The organism is Maritimimonas rapanae, from assembly GCF_057837205.1.
Genome location: NZ_JBYQFI010000001.1, coordinates 1,311,091 through 1,331,557, shown reverse-complemented (window position 1 = coordinate 1,331,557; position 20,467 = coordinate 1,311,091). Strand labels below are relative to the sequence as shown.

The window sequence follows — 20,467 nt, the reverse complement described above, 5'->3', positions numbered from 1 at the left end:
TAAACTAAATAGAATGACATTACAAGGTTGGTTTATATTATTTTTGATAGTACAGTTAATTCACTTTTTAGGTACTTGGAGATTATATGTAAAAGCAGGTAGAAAAGCCTGGGAAGCGGCGATACCAATTTATAACGCATTAGTTTTAATGCAGATTATTAATCGCCCAAGATGGTGGGTAATCTTACTGTTCTTACCGGTAATTAACTTGTTTATGTTTCCGGTGATTTGGGTAGAGACCATTCGTAGTTTTGGTAGAAACTCTAGACCAGAAACCTTTTTAGTAATTCTTACATTAGGATTTTATATTTATTATGTAAACTATGTTTTAGATGTAGAATACATAAAAGATAGAAGTTTAAAGCCAAGATCAAGCGCAGGTGAATGGGTGAGTTCTATTGTTTTTGCAATTGTGGCCGCTACTTTAGTACACACGTATTTTATGCGTCCGTATGTAATACCATCTTCGTCATTAGAAAAAACCTTACTTGTTGGTGACTTTTTATTTGTAAGTAAATTTCATTACGGCGCTAGAGTACCAATGACTACTGTTGCTGCGCCAATGGTTCATGATACACTTCCAGTAATTAAGAAAAAGTCATATTTATTTAGTGATGATTATGAAAATAGAGAATCATCTTGGAAAAATAAGTTGCAATTGCCTTATATGCGACTTCCTGGGTTTCAGAAAATAGAACGCAATGAGATAGTTGTATTTAATCAACCAGCAGATACATTGCTGGACATGAATGATTTTCATCCTAATAGAAACTATTATAAGCCTATTGATAAGAAAACCAATTTGGTAAAGCGTTGTGTGGCTATTGCTGGTGACTCAATGGAAATTAAAGATGGGTATATATATATTAATGGTAATCGTACTACATATACAGATAGGGCAAAGCCTCAATATAATTTTATAGTAAATACTGCAGGGCAACCAATTAATCAATCGTTACTTACAAATAGATACAATGTTCGAGAGGGCGGTAGAATGCAAGACGGTAATTATTATCTTACTTTAACTGATAACGAAGCTGCTCAGATTGCTAAAAATCCTACTGTAAAGAGCGTTACAAAGCAATTACAATCGAAGGGTCAAGGTGAAGATTTATTCCCTCATGTGCCAAGTTTAGGTTGGAATATGGATAATTTTGGGCCAATATATATTCCTAAAAAAGGGACTACAGTAAAGCTGGATAAAAATTCATTGCCGTTTTATAAGCGCATCATTTCTGAATATGAAAAGAATAATTTAATTGTGAATGGAAATGAAATTATGATCAACGGCAAGATTACAGACGAATATACTTTTAAACAAGATTATTATTGGATGATGGGTGATAATCGTCAGAATTCTTTAGATGCCAGAGCTTGGGGTTATGTACCATTTGATCATGTTGTTGGTAAACCGGTATTCATTTGGTTTAGTTGGGAAACAAATGCCAGCGGTATTAATAAAATACGTTGGGACCGATTATTTACTACAGTTAAAGGTAACGGTAAGCCAACTTCATACTTTAAGTTCTTTATAATTGCACTGACTGGTTGGTTTGTATTTAATTATTTTAGAAAACGTAGAAAAGCTTAGTATTTGCTATTTTATCCTACTTATTTTTCACCTATAGCTCAATATGTTGCAATCGCTAAAGCGGATAAAATTTCTTTTGAGGTAAAAGATAATTATCAAAAACAAACCTATAGAACTCGTTGTTATATTTATGGTGCGAACGGAAAGCAATTACTAAATATTCCAGTATTAAAAATAAATAACAAGCAATCAACTAAAGACGTAAAAATAGATTATAGTGAAGATTGGCAACAACAGCATTTAAAATCTATTGCTTCAGCATATAATTCATCACCTTTTTTTGAATTTTTTGATAATGAATTAGAAGCCTTATATGCTATTAAGGAAAAATTCCTTTTAGATTTTAACTTTAAATGTCATGAGTTTATCACCGATCATGCTCAACTAGAGATCTATGCTTATCAAAAGACAACGGATTTTGAAAAAGACTATAAAAGTGGCAAGGATTATCGCTTTTTGGTAGATGCTAAGTCGAAGCATAGTTTTGGTTTTGATCCTTACACTCAAGTATTTTCAGATAAACATGGTTTTCTAGAAAATTTGAGCATTTTAGATTTACTTTTTATGGAAGGTGGTAATACCTTAAACTATCTTGAGAGACAAATTTTAAATGTTTAATGGAAGTTTTACGATTTAGTGTTCATTATGGGTTACATTTTCTATTTCCTGGGTTAATAGCTTATATATTTTTTAAAAAACAATGGAAGCAAGCCTGGATCATTATGTTAGCCACTATGGTGATTGATTTAGACCATTTACTTGCCAACCCTATTTTTGATGCACATCGATGCAGTATTAATTTTCATCCATTGCATACATACTATGCTTTAATTGTTTATGTGTTACTTTTCCTGTTAAAGAAAACAAGAGTAATCGGATTAGGATTACTCTTGCATTTATTAACAGATTATATAGATTGTCTATTTATTTCTTAGCAGGAATAGGAGGTGGGCCATCTGGAACTATAGCCTTGTAAACAGCATCGCCTTTACGTTTTTTATATTCTGCTTTTACTTTTTCAACGAATTTGGGGTTCTCAAAAAGATCTAACATAGTCATGCCCATTGCTTTTGAAGCATAGATCATTCCTTTGTGTCCAATACTCATGCCACCACATGCAACAACTGCCCAAGAGTGCCAAGGGGTATCTTTCGGAGCTGTTGTAACACCTAAGTTAATATTTGGAACATTCCAACTTACATCGCCAACATCAGTTGAACCACCACCAGGATGTTCTTTAGTTGCTTCTAATGGCTTAATGGCACTATCCATACCCACTTGTTTTTTACCAGTAACTTCTTGAATTTTTTTACCAAAAGCAGTCTCTTCTTCAGTATAATTTATTGGTCCTAATAACTCTAAATTATTTTGCATAATTTCTCCACCAGCTCTGTTAACCAAGACTTCATAAATACCAGAAATTAAAGATATTTTATAATCAACATTTGCCATTATTGCTGCACCTTCAGCCATTTTCATAACACGTTCATACACTGGCATCATACCTTCTCGTTTTGTATCACGAACTCTCATCCAAAGTTTTGCATAATCTGGCACCACATTTACCACTTGACCACCATCTTGAATATGATAATGCATCCTTACCGTAGGCTTAACATGCTCTCTATAATAGTTGATGCCTGTTGTATATAATTCTAACGCATCAGAAGCACTTCTACCATTCCATGGATCACCAGATGCGTGAGCAGCTTGCCCAAAAAACTCTACTTTAAAATCTACAAGCGCTAATGAACTTTGTACGTCTGCTTTTATACTTGCACTAGGGTGCCAGCTAATATTTACATCTACATCATCCCAAATACCCTCTCGAACCATCCAAATTTTTCCAAAGAATTTTTCTTCAGATGGCGTGCCCATAAATTTGATAGTGCCTTTAATTTTACCTTGTTCGATTAACTCTTTTATAGCAATTGCAGCACCTAAACTACCAGCACCAAATAAATTATGACCGCAACCATGGCCGCCAGCTCCTTCATTTAATGGTTGCTTAGTTGGTTCTGCTTTTTGAGAAATACCAGGTAGAGCATCAAACTCACCTAATACACTAATCACAGGCTTTCCTGAACCATAAGTAGCTACAAATGCCGTAGGCATACCCGCTACTCCACGCTCTACTTTAAAACCATTATCTTCTGCATATTTAGCTAGTATTTCTGCAGATTTATATTCTTCGAAAGCTAGTTCAGCACTAGCCCAAATTTCATCACTAATTTTTATAAGATTTGCTTTATGTTTTTCAACAGATGCTTGAATTTGAGCTTTGTTTTTTGATAGTTTCTTTTTCTTTTGTGGGAAAACTATTAAACAGATGAATAGACCTGTTAGAAATAAAAGTTTGGTTTTCATTGTATTTAAATTTTAGTTTTTATTATTAAAAGATTTATCTGGATATGCTGGTACTGGGGGCACATCTCTTGGATCTTCTTTAATTAATTGTTGTAAATGTTTTATGGCTGCTTCTAATTGAGCATCTTGTCCATTATATGTTGCGTGTGGTAAATTATCAATAACAATATCTGGTTCAAATCCATGTCCTTCAATAAGCCATTTTCCATTATCGCCATAAACACCAAACATTGGTGCCCTTGCTAAACCGTTATCACTTAACCTATTACCACTATGCAGCCAAATTTCACCACCCCAGGTTCTTGTGCCAATTGTTGTACCGAGGTCTAATTTTTTGAAACCATCAGCGAAAGCTTCACCATCTGAATAGGTATTTTCATTAACAAGAACAACGATATGTCCTCTAAAGGCATATTGCATATTCCAAGTGGGTTTGCCTGATCTTGCTTTCCAATACATCCATGCTTTACGAAGTAATTTTTCTAGAATAAAGCTGTCTATGTTACCACCCCAATTGTACCGTACATCGATAATCAATCCTCTTTTATTGAAAACAGGATAAAATTCTCTATAAAACTGGCTGATATCTCTACTACCCATAGCACGTAGATGTAAGTAACCAATATCATTATTTCCTTTGTTTTCAACCTTTAAACGATTGCCATATTCCCAGTCTCTATAACGTAGGTTAAACTCATTTCTAATTGGTTTTACAATAACATTTCTAAATATATTTCCACGTTTTAAAGTCATTAAAACTTGCTTACCTGCTTGATTTCTAATAAGTTCACCTATATCTAATGCCGTTAGCACATTTTTGCCATTAACTTTAGTAATAACATCTCCTACATTAATATCTAGGTAAGGATCGTCTAGAGGTGATTTTTCATCTGGATAATCTGGGTCAGCCTTGTAGATATATTCTATTTTAAATCCATCATTTTTTTCATCTCTACTAAACTTAGCGCCTAAACTGGCAACAGTTATATTTTTATTATCACTTCTTCTATCTCCACCGCGCACACTTGTATGTAAAGCAGAAAGTTCTCCTACAAAACGTCCTATAAGATCTGAAAGTTCATTACGAGTAGTTACCCGATCTACCAATGGAAGATATTTTGCATGCATAGCATTCCAATTAACACCGTGCATATTTTTGTCATAGAAATAATCTCGCTCCATACGCCATGCATCTGTAAAAATTTGTTTCCAATCTTCTTTTGGCGTTATAGGAAACCGCCACCCACTTAAATCAATTTTATTTTTTGAAATATCATTTGCTTTACCAGTTCCAGCATCTATCATAAAGAAACTAGTATTTTTATTAACAAGTATTTTTTTTCCATTTGCAGTGAGTTCATACCCTCTAATATCACTTACTATATTTTTTATACTTATATCTTCGTTCCCAATTTTTATTACTGATAAGTGTCTTTTTGCATCGATACCAGTATCACTAGTAATTAAATAGATAGCTTTATTATTAATTGCTAATCCGTTGTAATTACCTGCTTTTACTGGTACTTCTTCAATTCTTTGCTGTATTCCATTTTTATTTATGATAACACTTACTTTATCATCTTCAGCCTTTCCTTTATCATCATCCTTCTTTTTATCATTTGAAGGTTTTGATTCTTTTGATTTACCAGCTAACTCATCGTCCTCTCTAAAAGGAGATCTAGTACCTTTTTTAAGAGCAACATGATAAATTTTTTCACTTGCATCAAAATATGGTTCAGGTTGGCGAGGACCCCAAGGACTACCAACTAAAGAGGTAAAGCTTCTATCTGAAAGAAAATAGATAAACTTACCATCTGGGCTCCAACTAGGGTTGTAACTGTTAGCACGATCTGTAGTAAGATCGAAAGAAGTTCCATCTAGAATATTATAAATTTTTATCTGTAGCATGGTGTTATCAGCTGCTTGTACAAAGGCTAGCCACTTACTGTCTGGAGACCATGAAAAATCTGCTATTCCCTCTTTATTTGTAGATATTTTCTTACTAACACCAGTTGCAACATTTAAAATGTGCATATCATTACCCAAATCATCATAAGCGAGCCATTTCCCGTCTGGCGATGGAACACCAGAATATCTAAGAATATTACCATTACTGGTGATCCTCTTTTCTGAACCAGTTCCATCTGCAGACATGCTAACGAATTCAAATTCTCCAGATTCATCTGATAAAACATATATTTTATCATCATTAGAAGAAAAAACAGCATCTCTTAATCGTACATTTTTTTTATCAGTAAATGATATAAATCTTCCTTTGCTAACAGGTGCAACAAAAACGCGACCTCGAGCAGTAATGACTATTTTCTTTCCTTCAGAATCTGAGTGAACAGAAGTTATATATCTAGAAGGATTCTCATCCCATTTTTCTCTAAGTTGATCTAGATCTGATACCAAACGGATATTGATCTTTTTAGTTTCATTTGAAGTAATATTATAATGCCAAATATCCGCTCCACGTTGATAAACTATATTACCATCTGAAACATTAGCATAACGCACATCAAAATCTTTGTGTTTAGTATGTTGTTTGATGTCATTTCCGTTTTCATCGATTGACCAAATATTCATAGTACCATCTCTATCAGTTATAAAGTAAACTCGACCTTGGTACCACATTGGGTGATGGCTGCCTCCTGGGTGATCTTTAGTAAGCTTAATAGCTTCTTTAGATCCTCTAGTGTATTTCCAAATTTGCCTTGCTGTACCACCTTTATATCTCTTGGTGACATTTCTATGATAGGCAGGCCTAACAAAAAAGACTGTATTACCATCACTACTATAAGATGCTTCACTAGCTTGAAAAAGAGGAACACTTTCTTTTTGTTTTGATTTCGTATCTATTAAAACCAATTGATCATCTGGTACTTTAGATTGTGCCCAAGTATTGTATACTATTTTACCATCTGGTGTCCATGTGTTAGTAAATGATGCATCATTTTCATAAGTCCATCTTGTTGTAAGTCCACCTTCAATTGGTATAGTGTAAACTTCTGTTGGGCCTTCATAACTAGCGGAAAAAGCAATTGTCTTACCGTCTGGTGAAATTGAAGGATATATTTCTTCTTCGGCGTGTGTTGTTAGTCGCTGGGCTAATCCACCAGAAAGAGGTGCTTTCCAGAGATCACCTTCAGCTGTAAATACTACAATATTCTTGTGAATATCTGGATACCTGTAATAGCCTTCAAATCCTTGAGCAGCTACATTAAAAGAAAAACTTAGAAGTATTAAAAAGCAAACAACAATTGTTATAATACGTGAAGATGCATTATTTTTCATATAGAAGGTTTTTAAGTTAGAGATGGTATTATTGACTTGTTAAATTTGATAATATAAAGATAACAATTAGTTTGGTAATCAATTTAATATAGCCCCAGGTTTAACAAATTACAATTGATTTAATAGTAAACAGAAATTTTGTTTAATCATCTATTGATTAAATGCTTCTTTTAAAATTGTTATTGGATGCTTTGCTAAGCGTTTAGTTCCATCAAAGATCTGATGTCTACAGCTAGTTCCAGCCACTACAAGCTCAACACCTTTTTCTAGCTTTCTTACTTTAGGGAATAAAGTATCTTCACCTACCTGCATACTTACTTTATAATGTTCTTTTTCGTACCCAAATGAACCCGCCATACCACAACAACCTGTATTTAAAATGGTAGGAGTATAATTTTCAGGTATGTTCAACATGGTAAAAGTAGCATGCATATTAGACAAGGCTTTTTGATGACAATGCCCATGTACTTTAACAGTTTTAGGCAGTTTGGTGAAATTCTCTTTTCTGATATGCCCATTTTCATATTCTTTGGTTATAAATTCTTCTATAGTAAGAGTATTTTTGGCAATACTTTGGGCTGCTCCCTTGTCAACAGCTAAACGTATATATTCATCACGAAAAGTAAGAATTGCAGAAGGCTCAATTCCGATTAGTGGTTTTTCATTAGAAATAAAACTTTTAAAAATTTCTATATTCTTATTTGCTATTACTTTAGCTTCTTTTAAAAACCCTTTAGAAATAAAAGAACGTCCGCTTTCTACATGATCAATAATTTGCACATTATAGCCTAATTTTTCTAATAAATAAATAGTATCCTTACCAATTTTTACATCGTAGTAGTTAGTAAACTCATCGCAAAATAGATAGACAATTCTTGAATTTTTTGACTTATAATGATTCTTATACCACTTAAACAGCGTATTTTGAGCAAGTTTAGGAATACTCCTTTCTATGGCTACACCCATATACTTTTTTGCTAAGAAAGTGTTTAGAATTGTATTAGTAATTATTGGAAACTTGCTACCAATTTTATTGTATTTAACATTATTTGCAAAAAGTTTACTTCTAAATGAATAACCATTCGCTTCTTGATATTGATATAAAAATTCTGCTTTTAGAGTTGCTACATCCACATTACTTGGGCATTCATTAGCACAAGCTTTACAGCTCAAGCAGAGATCAAAGACTTCATTCAACTCTTTGTGATTAAACTTATTAAGCTTATCAGAGTTGGTTAAAAATTCTCTTAAAGTATTCGCACGAGCGCGTGTAGTATCTTTCTCATTTTTTGTGGCTCTATAACTTGGGCACATAGTACCACCAGATTCAGCCGATTTACGGCAATCACCTGATCCATTACACTTTTCGGCTAATCTTAATATTCCTTCGTTATCAGAGAAATCTTGTATCGTTTTTATTTCAGGTTCATTTCTATCAACTATATAGCGCAGATCTTTATCCATGGGCAAGGGATCAACAATTTTACCTTTATTGAAGACATTGTTTGGATCAAAAGCTTTTTTTATGCGTCTTAACAACTGATAATTTTTATCACCAATCATTAGTGGAATAAACTCGGCACGTACAATCCCGTCACCATGTTCTCCGCTAAATGAACCTCCATATTTTTTTACTAGCTGAGCAGTTTCAGTAGTTATCTTTCTAAATAATTCAACATCTTCCTTTTCTTTAAGATTCAAAATTGGACGAAGGTGCAATTCACCAGCACCTGCATGTGCATAATACACAGCTTTTTGCTGATATTTATCCATTATCGCAGAAAATTCCTCAATATAGTTGGGTAAGTCATTTAGATCTACCGCAGTATCTTCAATACACGCTACCGCTTTTTTGTCACCAACCATATTGCCTAATAAGCCTAGGCCAGCACTTCGTAGATCAAGTGCTTTTTTAATATCCTCTCCATGGATCAAGGTATGATGATATCCAAAGCCTTTATCTTCTAAATCTTTCACCAATTTAGAAGCTTGCTTTTCTGCATTGTCTTTAGTATTAGCTTTTACTTCAAATAACAGTACAGCTTCTGGGTCACCGTTTAAAAAGAAACGATTTTTTGCCTGCTCACGATTATTTTTAGTGCAGTCTAGAATAACCTTGTCCATCAGCTCGCAGGTGTATAAGTTACGGTTCATAGCAACAACAGTAGCTTTTAAGCTTTCGTTAACGCTATTAAAGTGAGAAGCTACCATAATACTTTCTATTGGTGGTAAATCTTCTAGTTGTATAGTAATAGAAGTAGAAAAAGCTAATGTGCCTTCACTACCACATAATAGCTTTGCCACATTTATAGCGTCATTATCTCCTCCAAATAAATCTGATGTTAGAAGTGCATCAACTGCATATCCTGTATTTCTTCTATGAATACTTTTCTTAGGGAATTCTTTCTTTATTTCTTCTTGATTTTCCTTTAATGAAAGTTCATTAAATATAGATTTATAAATTTTACCTTCTAATGAATTTTCACGAGCTTTTTGTTTGAATCCTTGTGAAGTTACTTCATCAAAGGTAGCTGTACTGCCGTCACTTAAAATAGTATTGATTGACAATACTTTATCACGTGTAACACCATACCGGATTGAGGTACTACCTGAAGAATTATTTCCAACCATGCCACCGATCATACATCGATTAGAAGTTGAAGTATTAGGTCCAAAAAAAAGATTGTAAGGCTTTAGAAATCTGTTTAAATCGTCACGAATTACACCAGGCTCTATAGTAACGGTTTTATTTAATTCATCAAGCTCTAAAATTCTTGTAAAATGTTTTGAGACATCTACAACAATACCATCGCCAACACACTGGCCAGCAAGTGAAGTACCAGCTGTACGAGGAATTAAAGTTGTCTGTTGTTGATTTGCAAACTCAATTAACTTTCGAATATCTTCAATATCCTTTGGGAAAGCTACAGCAATCGGAATTTTTCTATAAACCGATGCATCGGTAGCATACATACTTTTATGGAGGTCATCGAAAAATAATTCTCCTTTTAAAGAATCAGAAAGCTCCGTCAAATATTTATCGTTTGCTGTTTTGAGCATTCTAACTTACTTGTTCGCCATTTTTAACAATACTCGAATTTTGTAATAAAACTATTTCACCTTTCTCATTACTTACTCCTAAAACTAGACATTCGCTCATAAAATTGGCAATTTGTTTTGTTTTAAAATTTACTACCGCCGTTACCTGTTTATTCAGCAGATCATCTTTAGTATAGAGATCGGTTATTTGTGCACTAGAATTTTTAACACCCAATTCTCCGAAGTCAATTTTTAATTGGTATGCTGGTTTTCTTGCTTTTGGAAAATCGGAAACCTCTACTACTGTACCCACACGAATATCTACTTTTAGGAAATCTTCAAACGAAATAGTATTTGACATTTATTTTGTAATTTTACTGTATAAATCTACAAATAAAATCGGTATGGCAAGAACTCCTTCTAATATGGTTCCGCTTGGTAAAATTGCTCCTGGTTTTACACTTTATGATACAGTTTCTGATGAAGACTTAACACTTTTCGAGTTGCATGGTGATGTTGCAACAGTAATCTTTTTTATTTGCAATCACTGCCCATTTGTTATTCATGTAAATAAAGAGTTAGTAAAAGTTGCAAATGATTATAAAGATAAAAAAGTAGCTTTTATTGCTATTTCTTCTAATGATGTTAAAAATTATCCTGATGACGCTCCGGATTTAATGCGAAAAAGAGCAGAAGAATTAAAATATCCGTTTCCTTATTTATACGACGAATCTCAAGAAGTCGCATTAGCTTATGATGCAGCATGTACACCTGATATTTATGTGTTTGATAAAAATTTGAAGCTTTCATATCGTGGTCAATTAGATGATTCTCGCCCAAGTAATGGATTACCCGTTACCGGAAAGGATCTACGTCATGCACTAGATTGCTTGGTTGATGGTAAAGAAAATACTGAGATACAGAAACCCAGTATTGGTTGTAATATTAAGTGGAAATAAAAGACTTAGTTCCAATTCTTACGAGTAATCAAATTTTCAATATGTGTATAATGATGATTACAGTGCCAAGCATAAATGCCAATATTTTCGGCTAAACTCACTTCTTCATTACCATCAGGATGGATAAAAACCTTTTCTAAATCTTGTTTAGCTAAACCTTTTAAAAAATAAACCCATTTTGAATGCAAAGCCGTTAAAGTATTTAAAGAGAGTAGGATAGGAGCTGATTTTGAATCTTGAAGCTCTGCCCATCTATCTTCATAATAGGTCTTAATAATCGGTTTATTTTCTGTTAATGCCCATTTAAACCGTGTATACGAATTATGATGACTATCTGCCAAATGATGTACAACTTGTCGTATTGACCATCCATTTTTTCTATATGGAGTATCTAATTGTTCATCAGATAAGTTTTGAACTAAACTAGATAATCTTTTTGGAAATTCTTCTAAAGTAGTAATCCAACTATTAATATGTTCTTGAGATATTTGTTCTGGTATTTGTGGTTTCCCGATTGGGTACTTAAGTTGTTCTAAGGTTGGTTGACTCATATTAATTTCTAATAATACCTAGTGTTGCATTCTGACTGGTAGCCAGGTTCCATGCTTTAGCAGTAATTAATTTACCTTGGTCATCATATACTAAAAAAGCAGCAGTATTTGGTCCGTAGCGACCTTGATTTAAGGCCTGAAAATCAATTCTATTATAACCTTTATCCATTTTTAATTCAATAAAAGCAGATAAACCTAATAGCATGATATTGGCATCTACCACTTTTTCATTTAAAAAGATACGCACTCTATCTCCATCTACTAACCCATGATCTCTAAATTCAATTCGTACAAATTTAGTTGAACCTTCAAAAGTTCCTAAATCCGCATGACTTTTTAAGCTTTGGTCACTAGTATCTTTTCCGTTAAAATACCTTTTAACCAATACATCTGAATCTACATTACTATTAGATGACATGGATCTTAAATTTTTACTTTTCGGAGTTTTGCCTAAATTAAGGTAATAATCAAGGCTTTTTAAGGGTGTTACTTCTTTCTTTTTTAAACTGAAAATTGGATTTATTTTTTCTTCCTTTCCTAATGTAATACCATTAGCACCATTTCTGCCATCTAGAATGGTTTTAAATTGAGATTCTTTTTTCTTTTTTATAGTATCATTCTGAGCATAAATACTTACAAAAAAGAAACTTAGCAAAAGAGTAAATAATATTTTTGAATTTTGTTTTATCATCTATTTTTCTGTTGAAAAATATGTATCAAATATAATGCCTTAATTAATAAGTAAGACAAGCTAAAAGTTAATTAATTACAAAAAAAGCCTCAAGATTTCTTGAGGCTTTTATCTTTTTATAGCATTAGGCTACTTTATATTAACCAACTCAACATCAAATATTAATGGAGCATTAGGTGGAATTACACCACCAGCGCCTTGAGACCCATAAGCCAGATCCGATGGAATTACAAAACGTGCTTTATCACCCACTTTTAGTAGTTGAATGCCTTCATCCCAACCAGAAATTACTTGGCCTACGCCTAGAGCAAAATCAATTGGTTGCTTGCGTTTATAAGAAGAATCAAATACGGTACCGTCTAATAATTGACCTTTATAATGCACTGAAACAGTTGCACCTTTAGTAGCTTTTTTACCTGAACCCTCTTGTACAATTTGATAACGTAAACCACTTTCGGTTTTTTCAAATCCTGCAGAAGCATCTTTTAAAAGATCCTCTTGAGCTTGCCTCTCTGCAGCTTCACGTTCAGCTCGCGAACCTTCAAAAGTTCTAAAAGCTTCAATAGCATTAAACTTATCTGCGGCTTCTCCTTTACGAATGATTTCAATAAAATCTAATGAATCACCTTGTTGTACACTATCTACTATATCTTGACCTTCAATCACTTTTCCAAATACAGTGTGCTTATTATCTAACCAAGGTGTTTCTACATGTGTAATAAAAAACTGACTACCGTTAGTACCAGGACCTGCATTGGCCATAGATAATATACCTGGTCTGTCATGTTTTAATTCTGGATGAAATTCATCATCAAATTGATATCCAGGATTACCAGTGCCTGTACCTTGTGGGCAACCACCCTGAATCATAAAATCTGATATTACTCGATGAAATTTTAATCCATTATAATAGGGTGTTCCTTGAGGTTTTACAGAATTTTCAAGGTTTCCTTCAGCTAAGGCAACAAAATTACCCACTGTACCCGGTGTTTTTTCAAATTCTAAGTTTACTAGTATCTCTCCTTTAGAAGTATTAAACTTCGCATAGATTCCGTTTTCCATGTATCTTATTTATTTTAAGGGTGCAAAGATACTGTTTGATTTTAAAATTAACATAAAAAAAGGTTCTCAATTAAGAGAACCCTTTATCACACAAAACTATGTTTGTTTACTGTTTTAGTACTTTAAATGAACCTTTCTTTTCGCCAATAGCAACATTTACTATGTAAGTTCCAGTGGGTAAATTAGCCATTCGTACTTTAGAAGTAGTAGCATTCGGTTTTGACTCGATCATTTTTTGACCTAAGATGTTATAAACTTTAATAGCACTTATATTCTCGTTAGCGGCCAAGTTCAGATTATCTTCAATAACCGGATTCGGAAAATATCTAAATCCAGCACTGGTCAATTCATCTATACTTGCTGTAGCGGTATCTAATAATTGATAATTATCTATACCTACACCTAAAGAGATATTATTTGATGGTGGATTAAACTCATCATCATAAATAAATTTCACTTTAAACTCATCGTTAATATAAGGTGTTACATCTATAGTAGCCGTGGCAGTTGTACCAGAATTGCTTGCTGGTACATCCCCATCTACAGTAAGCACATTTTGCCAAGCACTTCCGTCCCAAACTTCAACTAAAAAATCACCATCATTGGCAATGGTTTGATGATTATATACTATTTCTATCGCAGCACTAACAACATTAGCTGCGACAAGATCTACTTCAGGCCCTTCTAATTCGGCAATATTGCCAAAACCTGATCCACATTCTTGGTCATCGAAAATAACACCTCCTGTTGGAAATGTTACTGGGTTTGGGTTGGTTCCTGGTACTGGATTTGCAGCTGTTCCTACAAAACCAAACTCCCAAGTGCAACTACCAGAAGGATAAGTTGCTGTCCAACCTGTGGGTATGGTTGTAGCATTAAAATCTTCTTGTTGAATTTGCGCTTGACTTGCAAAGCAGGCACAAATACTAATAAATATGTAAATAAATTTTTTCATTTTTATATTTTTAGGGAGGTTAGTATTACTCTAATTCTACTCGTTGGATATATATGACTGAATTACCAGCAGCGTCAGTAACGGTCCACTCTCTTACTACAAGTATCGCTCTTCTAAGAACACAGGTGTCTAATGATGCATACATATCTATATGTTGTTTGTCTTCACCGCCTACTTGCTGACCATTCACATTTCCTTCATATGAAATCCAAAACCCAATACCATAATCACCATAAACATCTCTTGGGCCAATATCCATATGTTGAAATTCTGTATTTTCTACTAAAGTTAAGTTAGAATTTGCATAGTCACCAAATCCTTCAAGTTTGTTTGGTTTACTGAAGTCTACTGCAGCGAACCTTCGTTGATTTTCTAAACTATCACCTTGCAAATAGCCACCAGATGTTACCCAAGCATTGTAATCAATCAGTTCTTCGAAGAAAATTTCTACAATCCATCCAGACGTAGGGTCAGTATTATTAACGACTCTACCATGAACTTTGGTCGTTCCATCCGCTAAATACTGAAAATAACCTTTATCCCAATGATGCCACATATCAAATGGAAAGCTATGGAACCAAATATTAGATTCTGTATATTCAGGGCCAAAGTTTATAAAACATGATTCTTCAGCCAAATATTGATTGTATTCTACAGTTACTGCAGAGCAATTATCACTAAATGTAACTTCAGGTAAATCATTAATATCAAACGCAATTATATGTTGTGTTAAATTATCTGGCATCGGTGGTTCTTCGTCAAAGTCAACACAAGTACAAGCCACATTGGTTTTTACTGCACCACCCATTACCCAAGACTGACCATTTACAGATTGCCCATTTTGTCTATTTCTAGTATCAATTGTAATCGTAACTTCGTTCACATTACCAGCAACATCCTGTAATCCTAAACTGAATACTTTAATACAACAATTACCAGATGGAAAGTCATTAATATTTTCAATAATCTCATCTTTTTTACCGTCTGATGTTTCAGCAGTAATTTTAATATAGCGACCATCAGCAGTTAACTCAGAAACAGGTAATTCAATTTTTACATCCCTAGATGCAGAATCTGTGATGATAGGTATAGTAATGGTTTCTATATTATTATATCCGCTTTGGGCAGTAAATACACCAGAACTTGAGATACCAGTATTCTTTTTTCTAAAAACATAAGCCAAAATAGATTGAGCTTTGTCTTGATTTGTAGTATTGTTATAATTTATTGATGTTGTAGCTGGTAATTCCGTTCTATAATACCATACACTTGAACTTCCACCAGCTGGAACCTCTCTTGTTGCAGTATAAGAATTACCACCTGCATCTTCTATTTCGATTGTTTCTCCTGGATTTTTGCTTTTATAGACTATTTCTACTATAATTCTATCGATGCTTTCTACATCTGATATAGGTAAACTAATTGGAACACTATTTTTTAGTCCTGAACTCACAAGGTCAACTTCAATACCATCTTTACAAGTATAAGACCAACCTGGATCAGTTATACTATTTACATAAAAAGTATTCGATTTTGTGTCTTTCTTAATAGGTATTTTTTCTCCATTATCAGCTTTTATAAGCTGAAAAGAGAATAAAAAAATAAAAGACAATAAGTAATAATAAGAGTAGCTTTTCCTCATATTCAAACATTTTTTGGTTAATAACTTTGTATACTGTTGAGGGAGAAGCATATTAATAACTGTTATTTCTCTTTCTTAGAACCATAAAACGAATATTCTTTTTCTTTATTGTCAAATCTATATTATTCAAAAAGATTAAATTGAGGATTTCTATTTTTCTCAAAGAGAGAATAATCATATTCAGGGATAGATTTCCCTTTTAAAAATTTTCTTTTTGCAATTTTAAATTGTATTGCAACTTGTTCTTCAATTTTACCATCACCACGCATACGTTTGCCAAAGCGAGAATCGTTTAGTTGCCCGTTGTGACAATCTTGAATTTGGTGTAAAATTTTATTAGCCCTATCGGGAAATGTCTTTTTAACCCAATCTGTAAAAATTTCACCAATCGCTCCATTTAGTCTTACTATGGTATAAGCAGCAGATAAAGCTCCTAATTCACTAACCTTTTTTACCAAATCAAAAATCTCATGACTATTAATTGCCGGAATAATTGGAGCCATCATTACATTTACGGGGATATTGTTTTCTGAAAGAATTTTAACCGTTTCTAACCTTTTTTTTATGGATGCTGTACGTGGTTCTAAAATTCTTCTCGTATCTTCTTTTAAAGATGTAATAGAAATACTTACATGTACTAATCTTAATTTAGCCATTTCAGTAAGAATATCTAAATCTCTTAAAATCAATGAGTTTTTGGTAATAAATCCAACGGGATGCTTATACTTCCATAGTACTTCTAACATCTTTCGAGTAATTCTTAATTTTCTTTCAATAGGTTGATAACAATCTGTATTACCAGAAAACATTATAGGCGAAGCTTGCCAATTCTTACTCTTTATTTTTTCTTCTAATAATTCTGGAGCATTCTTTTTATATAATATTTTACGTTCAAAATCTAAACCAGCGCTATAACCCCAATATTCATGAGTATTTCTTGCATAACAGTAAATACAACCATGCTCGCAACCTTGGTATGGGTTCATAGAATATACCATGCCTATATCTGGGCTTTTAACTTTGTTTAATATTGTTTTTGGAAATATTTCTATGTATTGTGTTTTTTCTTGGTCAGGATTATCATTTTCTTTTAGACAATAGTTTAGAAAGTCGTCTTCTACAGTATGTTGATGTTGTAAAAAACGATTATGTGTGTTTATTTGAGCACCACGACCCTTTATGAATTTATCATTTTCGATGCTTAAAATTACATTAAAAATTGATTAAAATAGTACAAAGATGCTTGTTAAAATGAACAGTAATTTTTGTTTAAAAGTTTGATAAAATTTTCTTTTTGCAATTTTTTTAAGTGATGGGTAGGAGTTTTGATATATGAGTTGTTGTATAAGTGTAGAATTATAATTATTTGTAATTAATAGTTCTATTTAAATTGAAATAATTAATTGAAAATTTAAGTTTATATAACTAAATAAATATGTTATGGTTAAAAAAAATACTTTCTTTAAAAATTTAGTTTTCAAAGGGCTCTTTGTTGCTGCAGCTATGTTGTTAACATACTGTCAAAGCGGAGAGGAAGAAATAGTTGAAGATCCTGTAAATAAAGCTGTTTTTACTAAAAACTCGGCACTAGTTGGGCTGATGAAAGCTGCAACTAAAAATTCTGATGATAATAGTGATGAAGAACCGTGTGTGAAATTTCAATATCCAATTATGTTTTTTGCACAGTTAGATCCTAACAGCGATCTTGAATTTGTGACCATTAGTAATGATGATGAATTATTTAATTTCTTTGACACATTAGAAGCGACATCACAAATTAGATTAGATTTTCCTATTTTTATTGAAGGGATAGATGGCGAAGTAACTGAGATCAATTCACTTGAAGAACTAGAGGAAACGTTGGCAATTGTTGTTGACGCCTGTAGAGGAAATGATGATTATGAATATTGTCATGATAATAATAAGAAAGTTTACATCTGTCATAATGGTAAGACCATATGTGTAAGTGTAAATGCAATTAAAGCACATTTAGATCATGGTGATCAACTAGGACAATGTGATAATTAAAATATAGAATTAGAAAAAGTTAAAAGAGCTCTGAAATTTCAGAGCTCTTTTATTTTATATTTTTCTTGTTTTATCAATAAGATAAAGATCGGCTAAAACCATAGCGGCAAGTGCTTCAACAATTGGTACAGCTCTTGGTACAACACAAGGGTCATGTCTTCCTTTACCTTGCATTTCAATTACTTTACCTTGTTTGTCTATAGTTTCATATTTGCGTAGTATTGTAGCAACTGGTTTAAATGCTAATCTAAAGTAGATATCCATACCATTTGTAATACCGCCTTGAATACCGCCAGAAAGATTTGTTTTTGTACTTCCATCTGAGTTAAATGTATCATTATGCTCAGAACCTTTCATTTTAGTACCACAAAACCCGCTACCATACTCAAAACCTTTTACAGCATTTAATGATAGCATAGCTTGGCCTAATCTAGCATGAAGTTTATCAAAAATAGGTTCGCCTAATCCTACAGGAACATTTCTAATTACACAAGTAATTGTACCTCCGATGGTATCGCCTTGCTTTTTAATTTCTTGAATTTTGGAGATCATTTTTTGAGCGTATTCATCATCAGGACAACGAACTACATTAGATTCGGTTTTCGAAAAGTCTAAATCTTGGTACGGTTTTTCAAGATTAATATCACCTACAGAAGATGTATAGGCATTAATACTAACACTTTTTAGTAGTTGCTTAGCAATGGCGCCACCAACTATCCAATTTGCTGTTTCTCGGGCAGATGAGCGTCCACCACCTCGATAATCTCGAAATCCATATTTTTTATCGTAGGTATAATCGGCATGCGAGGGGCGATACGAATCCTTAATATGCGAATAATCTTTAGACTTTTGGTTTGTGTTTTTGATTATAAATCCTATAGAAGTTCCGGTAGTTTTTCCTTCAAAAATACCAGATAAAAACTCAACATTATCAGGCTCTTTGCGTTGTGTAACGATATTAGATTGCCCTGGTTTTCTTCTGTCTAATTCGTGTTGAATTACATCTAAGTCTAATTTCAAACCTGCCGGACAGCCATCAATAATACCACCAATTGCTTCTCCGTGAGATTCACCAAAAGTGGTAAGTCTAAAAAGTTTTCCTAAAGAATTATTCATAATTTTAAATGATAAACAAAGGTAGAATATAGTAAATCAATAGAAAAGTATAATTGATTAATTTTGAGAAAAGGATATAGATTCAATGAAAACACATTATGACATACAAGTTTTAGGTAAAGTGCAAGATGTTTGGTTTAGAAAATATACTAATAACAAAGCAAATGAATTAAAACTTACCGGATTTGTTAAAAATGAAGATGATGGGAGTGTTTATATAGAAATTGAAGGAGAAACAATATCACTGGAAACTTTTATTGACTGGTTATATAGCGGCTCACCGTTGTCTAAAGTTACACATGTTAACCTCACCCAAGGTGAACTTAAAAATTTTGATGATTTTGTAATTATTCGTTAAAAAAACCAAAGCTTTACTGCCAAAATACTTACAATTATAATTAATAATATTCTTACAAATCCATCTCCTTTTTTTACTGAAAACCTACTCATAAACCAACCACCAGAGGCATTACCTATAGATAGAATTAAACCATATTTCCAGTTAATTAAGCCACCTTTTTGAAAAACAATAACAGCTGCTACAGAGTAAACCAAGGCAACAAAAACTTTTACAGCGTTTGTTTTTACTAAACTAAGATGATTAACACTTGTAAGAGCCATTATCATTATAAAACCAACACCAGCTTGTATAATACCCCCATAAAGACCAACAAAGAAAAATATGATCATACCTAGCCATAAGAATTTACCTTGAAGACGTTCTTGAATGTGCTGCGCTTTTACCTTTGGTTTTAATAGCATGTAAATGACTATAATAACCATAATTCCAGCCAAAATTTTATTGAAAAGTTCATCGGGAATTTCAATAGCAATAGTTGCACCTATAATAGCCCCTATAACTGCTGGAATTGCCAAATAAATACTAAATGGAAATGTAGAAACCCCTTTTGACTGAAATCCTCTTACAGCAAAAACATTTTGCACAATGATGGCAATTCTATTTGTTGCATTAGCTACAGTAGATGGGAGTCCTAAAAAAATTAACATAGGCAAGGTAAGTAGTGAGCCACCACCCGCAACAATATTTATACAGCCTGCTATAAAACCAATTAAAACTAGATAAATAAGGTCTATAGAAAAACTCATTTAGGTTTGATTATTTACATGTAAATGTACGCTATAATTGTTATTTGTAATGAATGGAAAAA

Annotated in this window: 18 protein-coding genes; 6 read left to right on the top strand and 12 right to left on the bottom strand. The window is 33.0% G+C overall.

The genetic code is table 11. The annotated features are described in order from the left end of the window. Positions 1-13: 13 nt before the first annotated feature. Genes lepB through AC3IF2_RS06280 form a run of 3 tightly spaced genes read left to right on the top strand, consistent with a single transcriptional unit; the run spans position 14 to position 2,526 of the window. Entirely contained in the window at positions 14-1,591 is a 1,578-nt protein-coding gene (gene lepB, locus AC3IF2_RS06290) for a signal peptidase I (RefSeq protein WP_489166218.1), read from the top strand. Positions 1,592-1,594: 3 nt separating this feature from the next. Next, positions 1,595-2,209 (top strand): WbqC family protein, encoded by a 615-nt coding sequence (locus AC3IF2_RS06285; RefSeq protein WP_489166217.1) that lies wholly within the window; start codon positions 1,595-1,597, stop codon positions 2,207-2,209. Continuing rightward, on the top strand, positions 2,209-2,526 hold the full coding sequence (locus tag AC3IF2_RS06280) for a DUF6122 family protein (protein WP_489166216.1): 318 nt from the start codon (positions 2,209-2,211) through the stop codon (positions 2,524-2,526). The genes AC3IF2_RS06285 and AC3IF2_RS06280 overlap by 1 nt, the downstream gene beginning before the upstream one ends. Here the strand turns inward: AC3IF2_RS06280 and AC3IF2_RS06275 are convergent. The 4 genes from AC3IF2_RS06275 to AC3IF2_RS06260 form a co-directional block, all read right to left on the bottom strand. Beyond that, entirely contained in the window at positions 2,516-3,958 is a 1,443-nt protein-coding gene (locus AC3IF2_RS06275; protein ID WP_489166215.1) for an amidohydrolase, read from the bottom strand. The genes AC3IF2_RS06280 and AC3IF2_RS06275 overlap by 11 nt on opposite strands. Positions 3,959-3,970: 12 nt before the next feature. Beyond that, positions 3,971-7,255, bottom strand: a complete 3,285-nt coding sequence (locus AC3IF2_RS06270; RefSeq protein ID WP_489166214.1) for a S41 family peptidase — start codon at positions 7,253-7,255, stop codon at positions 3,971-3,973. 150 nt (positions 7,256-7,405) lie between these two features. Continuing rightward, positions 7,406-10,315, bottom strand: coding sequence for an FAD-binding and (Fe-S)-binding domain-containing protein (locus AC3IF2_RS06265; protein ID WP_489166213.1), 2,910 nt, complete (start codon positions 10,313-10,315; stop codon positions 7,406-7,408). A 1-nt stretch (position 10,316) separates the two neighbouring features. Beyond that, positions 10,317-10,655, bottom strand: a complete 339-nt coding sequence (locus AC3IF2_RS06260; RefSeq protein WP_489166212.1) for a tRNA-binding protein — start codon at positions 10,653-10,655, stop codon at positions 10,317-10,319. Between the two features lie 43 nt (positions 10,656-10,698). Between AC3IF2_RS06260 and AC3IF2_RS06255 the strand changes: the two genes are divergently transcribed. After that, the gene (locus AC3IF2_RS06255) at positions 10,699-11,253 is read left to right on the top strand and encodes a thioredoxin family protein (protein WP_489166211.1); all 555 of its coding nucleotides are present in this window, start codon (positions 10,699-10,701) and stop codon (positions 11,251-11,253) included. A gap of 5 nt (positions 11,254-11,258) precedes the next feature. Here AC3IF2_RS06255 and AC3IF2_RS06250 read toward each other — a convergent pair whose 3' ends face one another. From AC3IF2_RS06250 to AC3IF2_RS06225, 6 genes are all read right to left on the bottom strand, one after another. Beyond that, positions 11,259-11,804, bottom strand: coding sequence for a YfiT family bacillithiol transferase (locus AC3IF2_RS06250; RefSeq protein ID WP_489166210.1), 546 nt, complete (start codon positions 11,802-11,804; stop codon positions 11,259-11,261). 1 nt (position 11,805) lies between these two features. Continuing rightward, entirely contained in the window at positions 11,806-12,495 is a 690-nt protein-coding gene (locus AC3IF2_RS06245; RefSeq protein ID WP_489166209.1) for a hypothetical protein, read from the bottom strand. Between the two features lie 129 nt (positions 12,496-12,624). Next, entirely contained in the window at positions 12,625-13,557 is a 933-nt protein-coding gene (locus tag AC3IF2_RS06240; protein ID WP_489166208.1) for a peptidylprolyl isomerase, read from the bottom strand. Between the two features lie 106 nt (positions 13,558-13,663). Then, positions 13,664-14,512, bottom strand: a complete 849-nt coding sequence (locus tag AC3IF2_RS06235) for a T9SS type A sorting domain-containing protein (protein ID WP_489166207.1) — start codon at positions 14,510-14,512, stop codon at positions 13,664-13,666. 25 nt (positions 14,513-14,537) lie between these two features. Next, positions 14,538-16,154: a hypothetical protein gene (locus tag AC3IF2_RS06230; RefSeq protein ID WP_489166206.1), complete on the bottom strand. Its 1,617-nt coding sequence runs from the start codon at positions 16,152-16,154 to the stop codon at positions 14,538-14,540. 122 nt (positions 16,155-16,276) lie between these two features. After that, positions 16,277-17,353 (bottom strand): PA0069 family radical SAM protein, encoded by a 1,077-nt coding sequence (locus tag AC3IF2_RS06225; protein ID WP_489166910.1) that lies wholly within the window; start codon positions 17,351-17,353, stop codon positions 16,277-16,279. Between the two features lie 241 nt (positions 17,354-17,594). Here AC3IF2_RS06225 and AC3IF2_RS06220 point away from each other — a divergent pair, with 241 nt between their 5' ends. Continuing rightward, entirely contained in the window at positions 17,595-18,182 is a 588-nt protein-coding gene (locus tag AC3IF2_RS06220; RefSeq protein WP_489166205.1) for a hypothetical protein, read from the top strand. A gap of 54 nt (positions 18,183-18,236) precedes the next feature. Here AC3IF2_RS06220 and aroC read toward each other — a convergent pair whose 3' ends face one another. Then, positions 18,237-19,301, bottom strand: coding sequence for a chorismate synthase (gene aroC / locus AC3IF2_RS06215; protein WP_489166909.1), 1,065 nt, complete (start codon positions 19,299-19,301; stop codon positions 18,237-18,239). A gap of 82 nt (positions 19,302-19,383) precedes the next feature. On the opposite strand from aroC, the gene AC3IF2_RS06210 reads away from it, so the two are divergent. Beyond that, positions 19,384-19,656: an acylphosphatase gene (locus AC3IF2_RS06210; RefSeq protein ID WP_489166204.1), complete on the top strand. Its 273-nt coding sequence runs from the start codon at positions 19,384-19,386 to the stop codon at positions 19,654-19,656. Here the strand turns inward: AC3IF2_RS06210 and AC3IF2_RS06205 are convergent. Continuing rightward, positions 19,653-20,405 (bottom strand): sulfite exporter TauE/SafE family protein, encoded by a 753-nt coding sequence (locus AC3IF2_RS06205; protein WP_489166203.1) that lies wholly within the window; start codon positions 20,403-20,405, stop codon positions 19,653-19,655. The two genes, AC3IF2_RS06210 and AC3IF2_RS06205, sit on opposite strands and share 4 nt — an antisense overlap. Between the last annotated feature and the right edge of the window lie 62 nt (positions 20,406-20,467).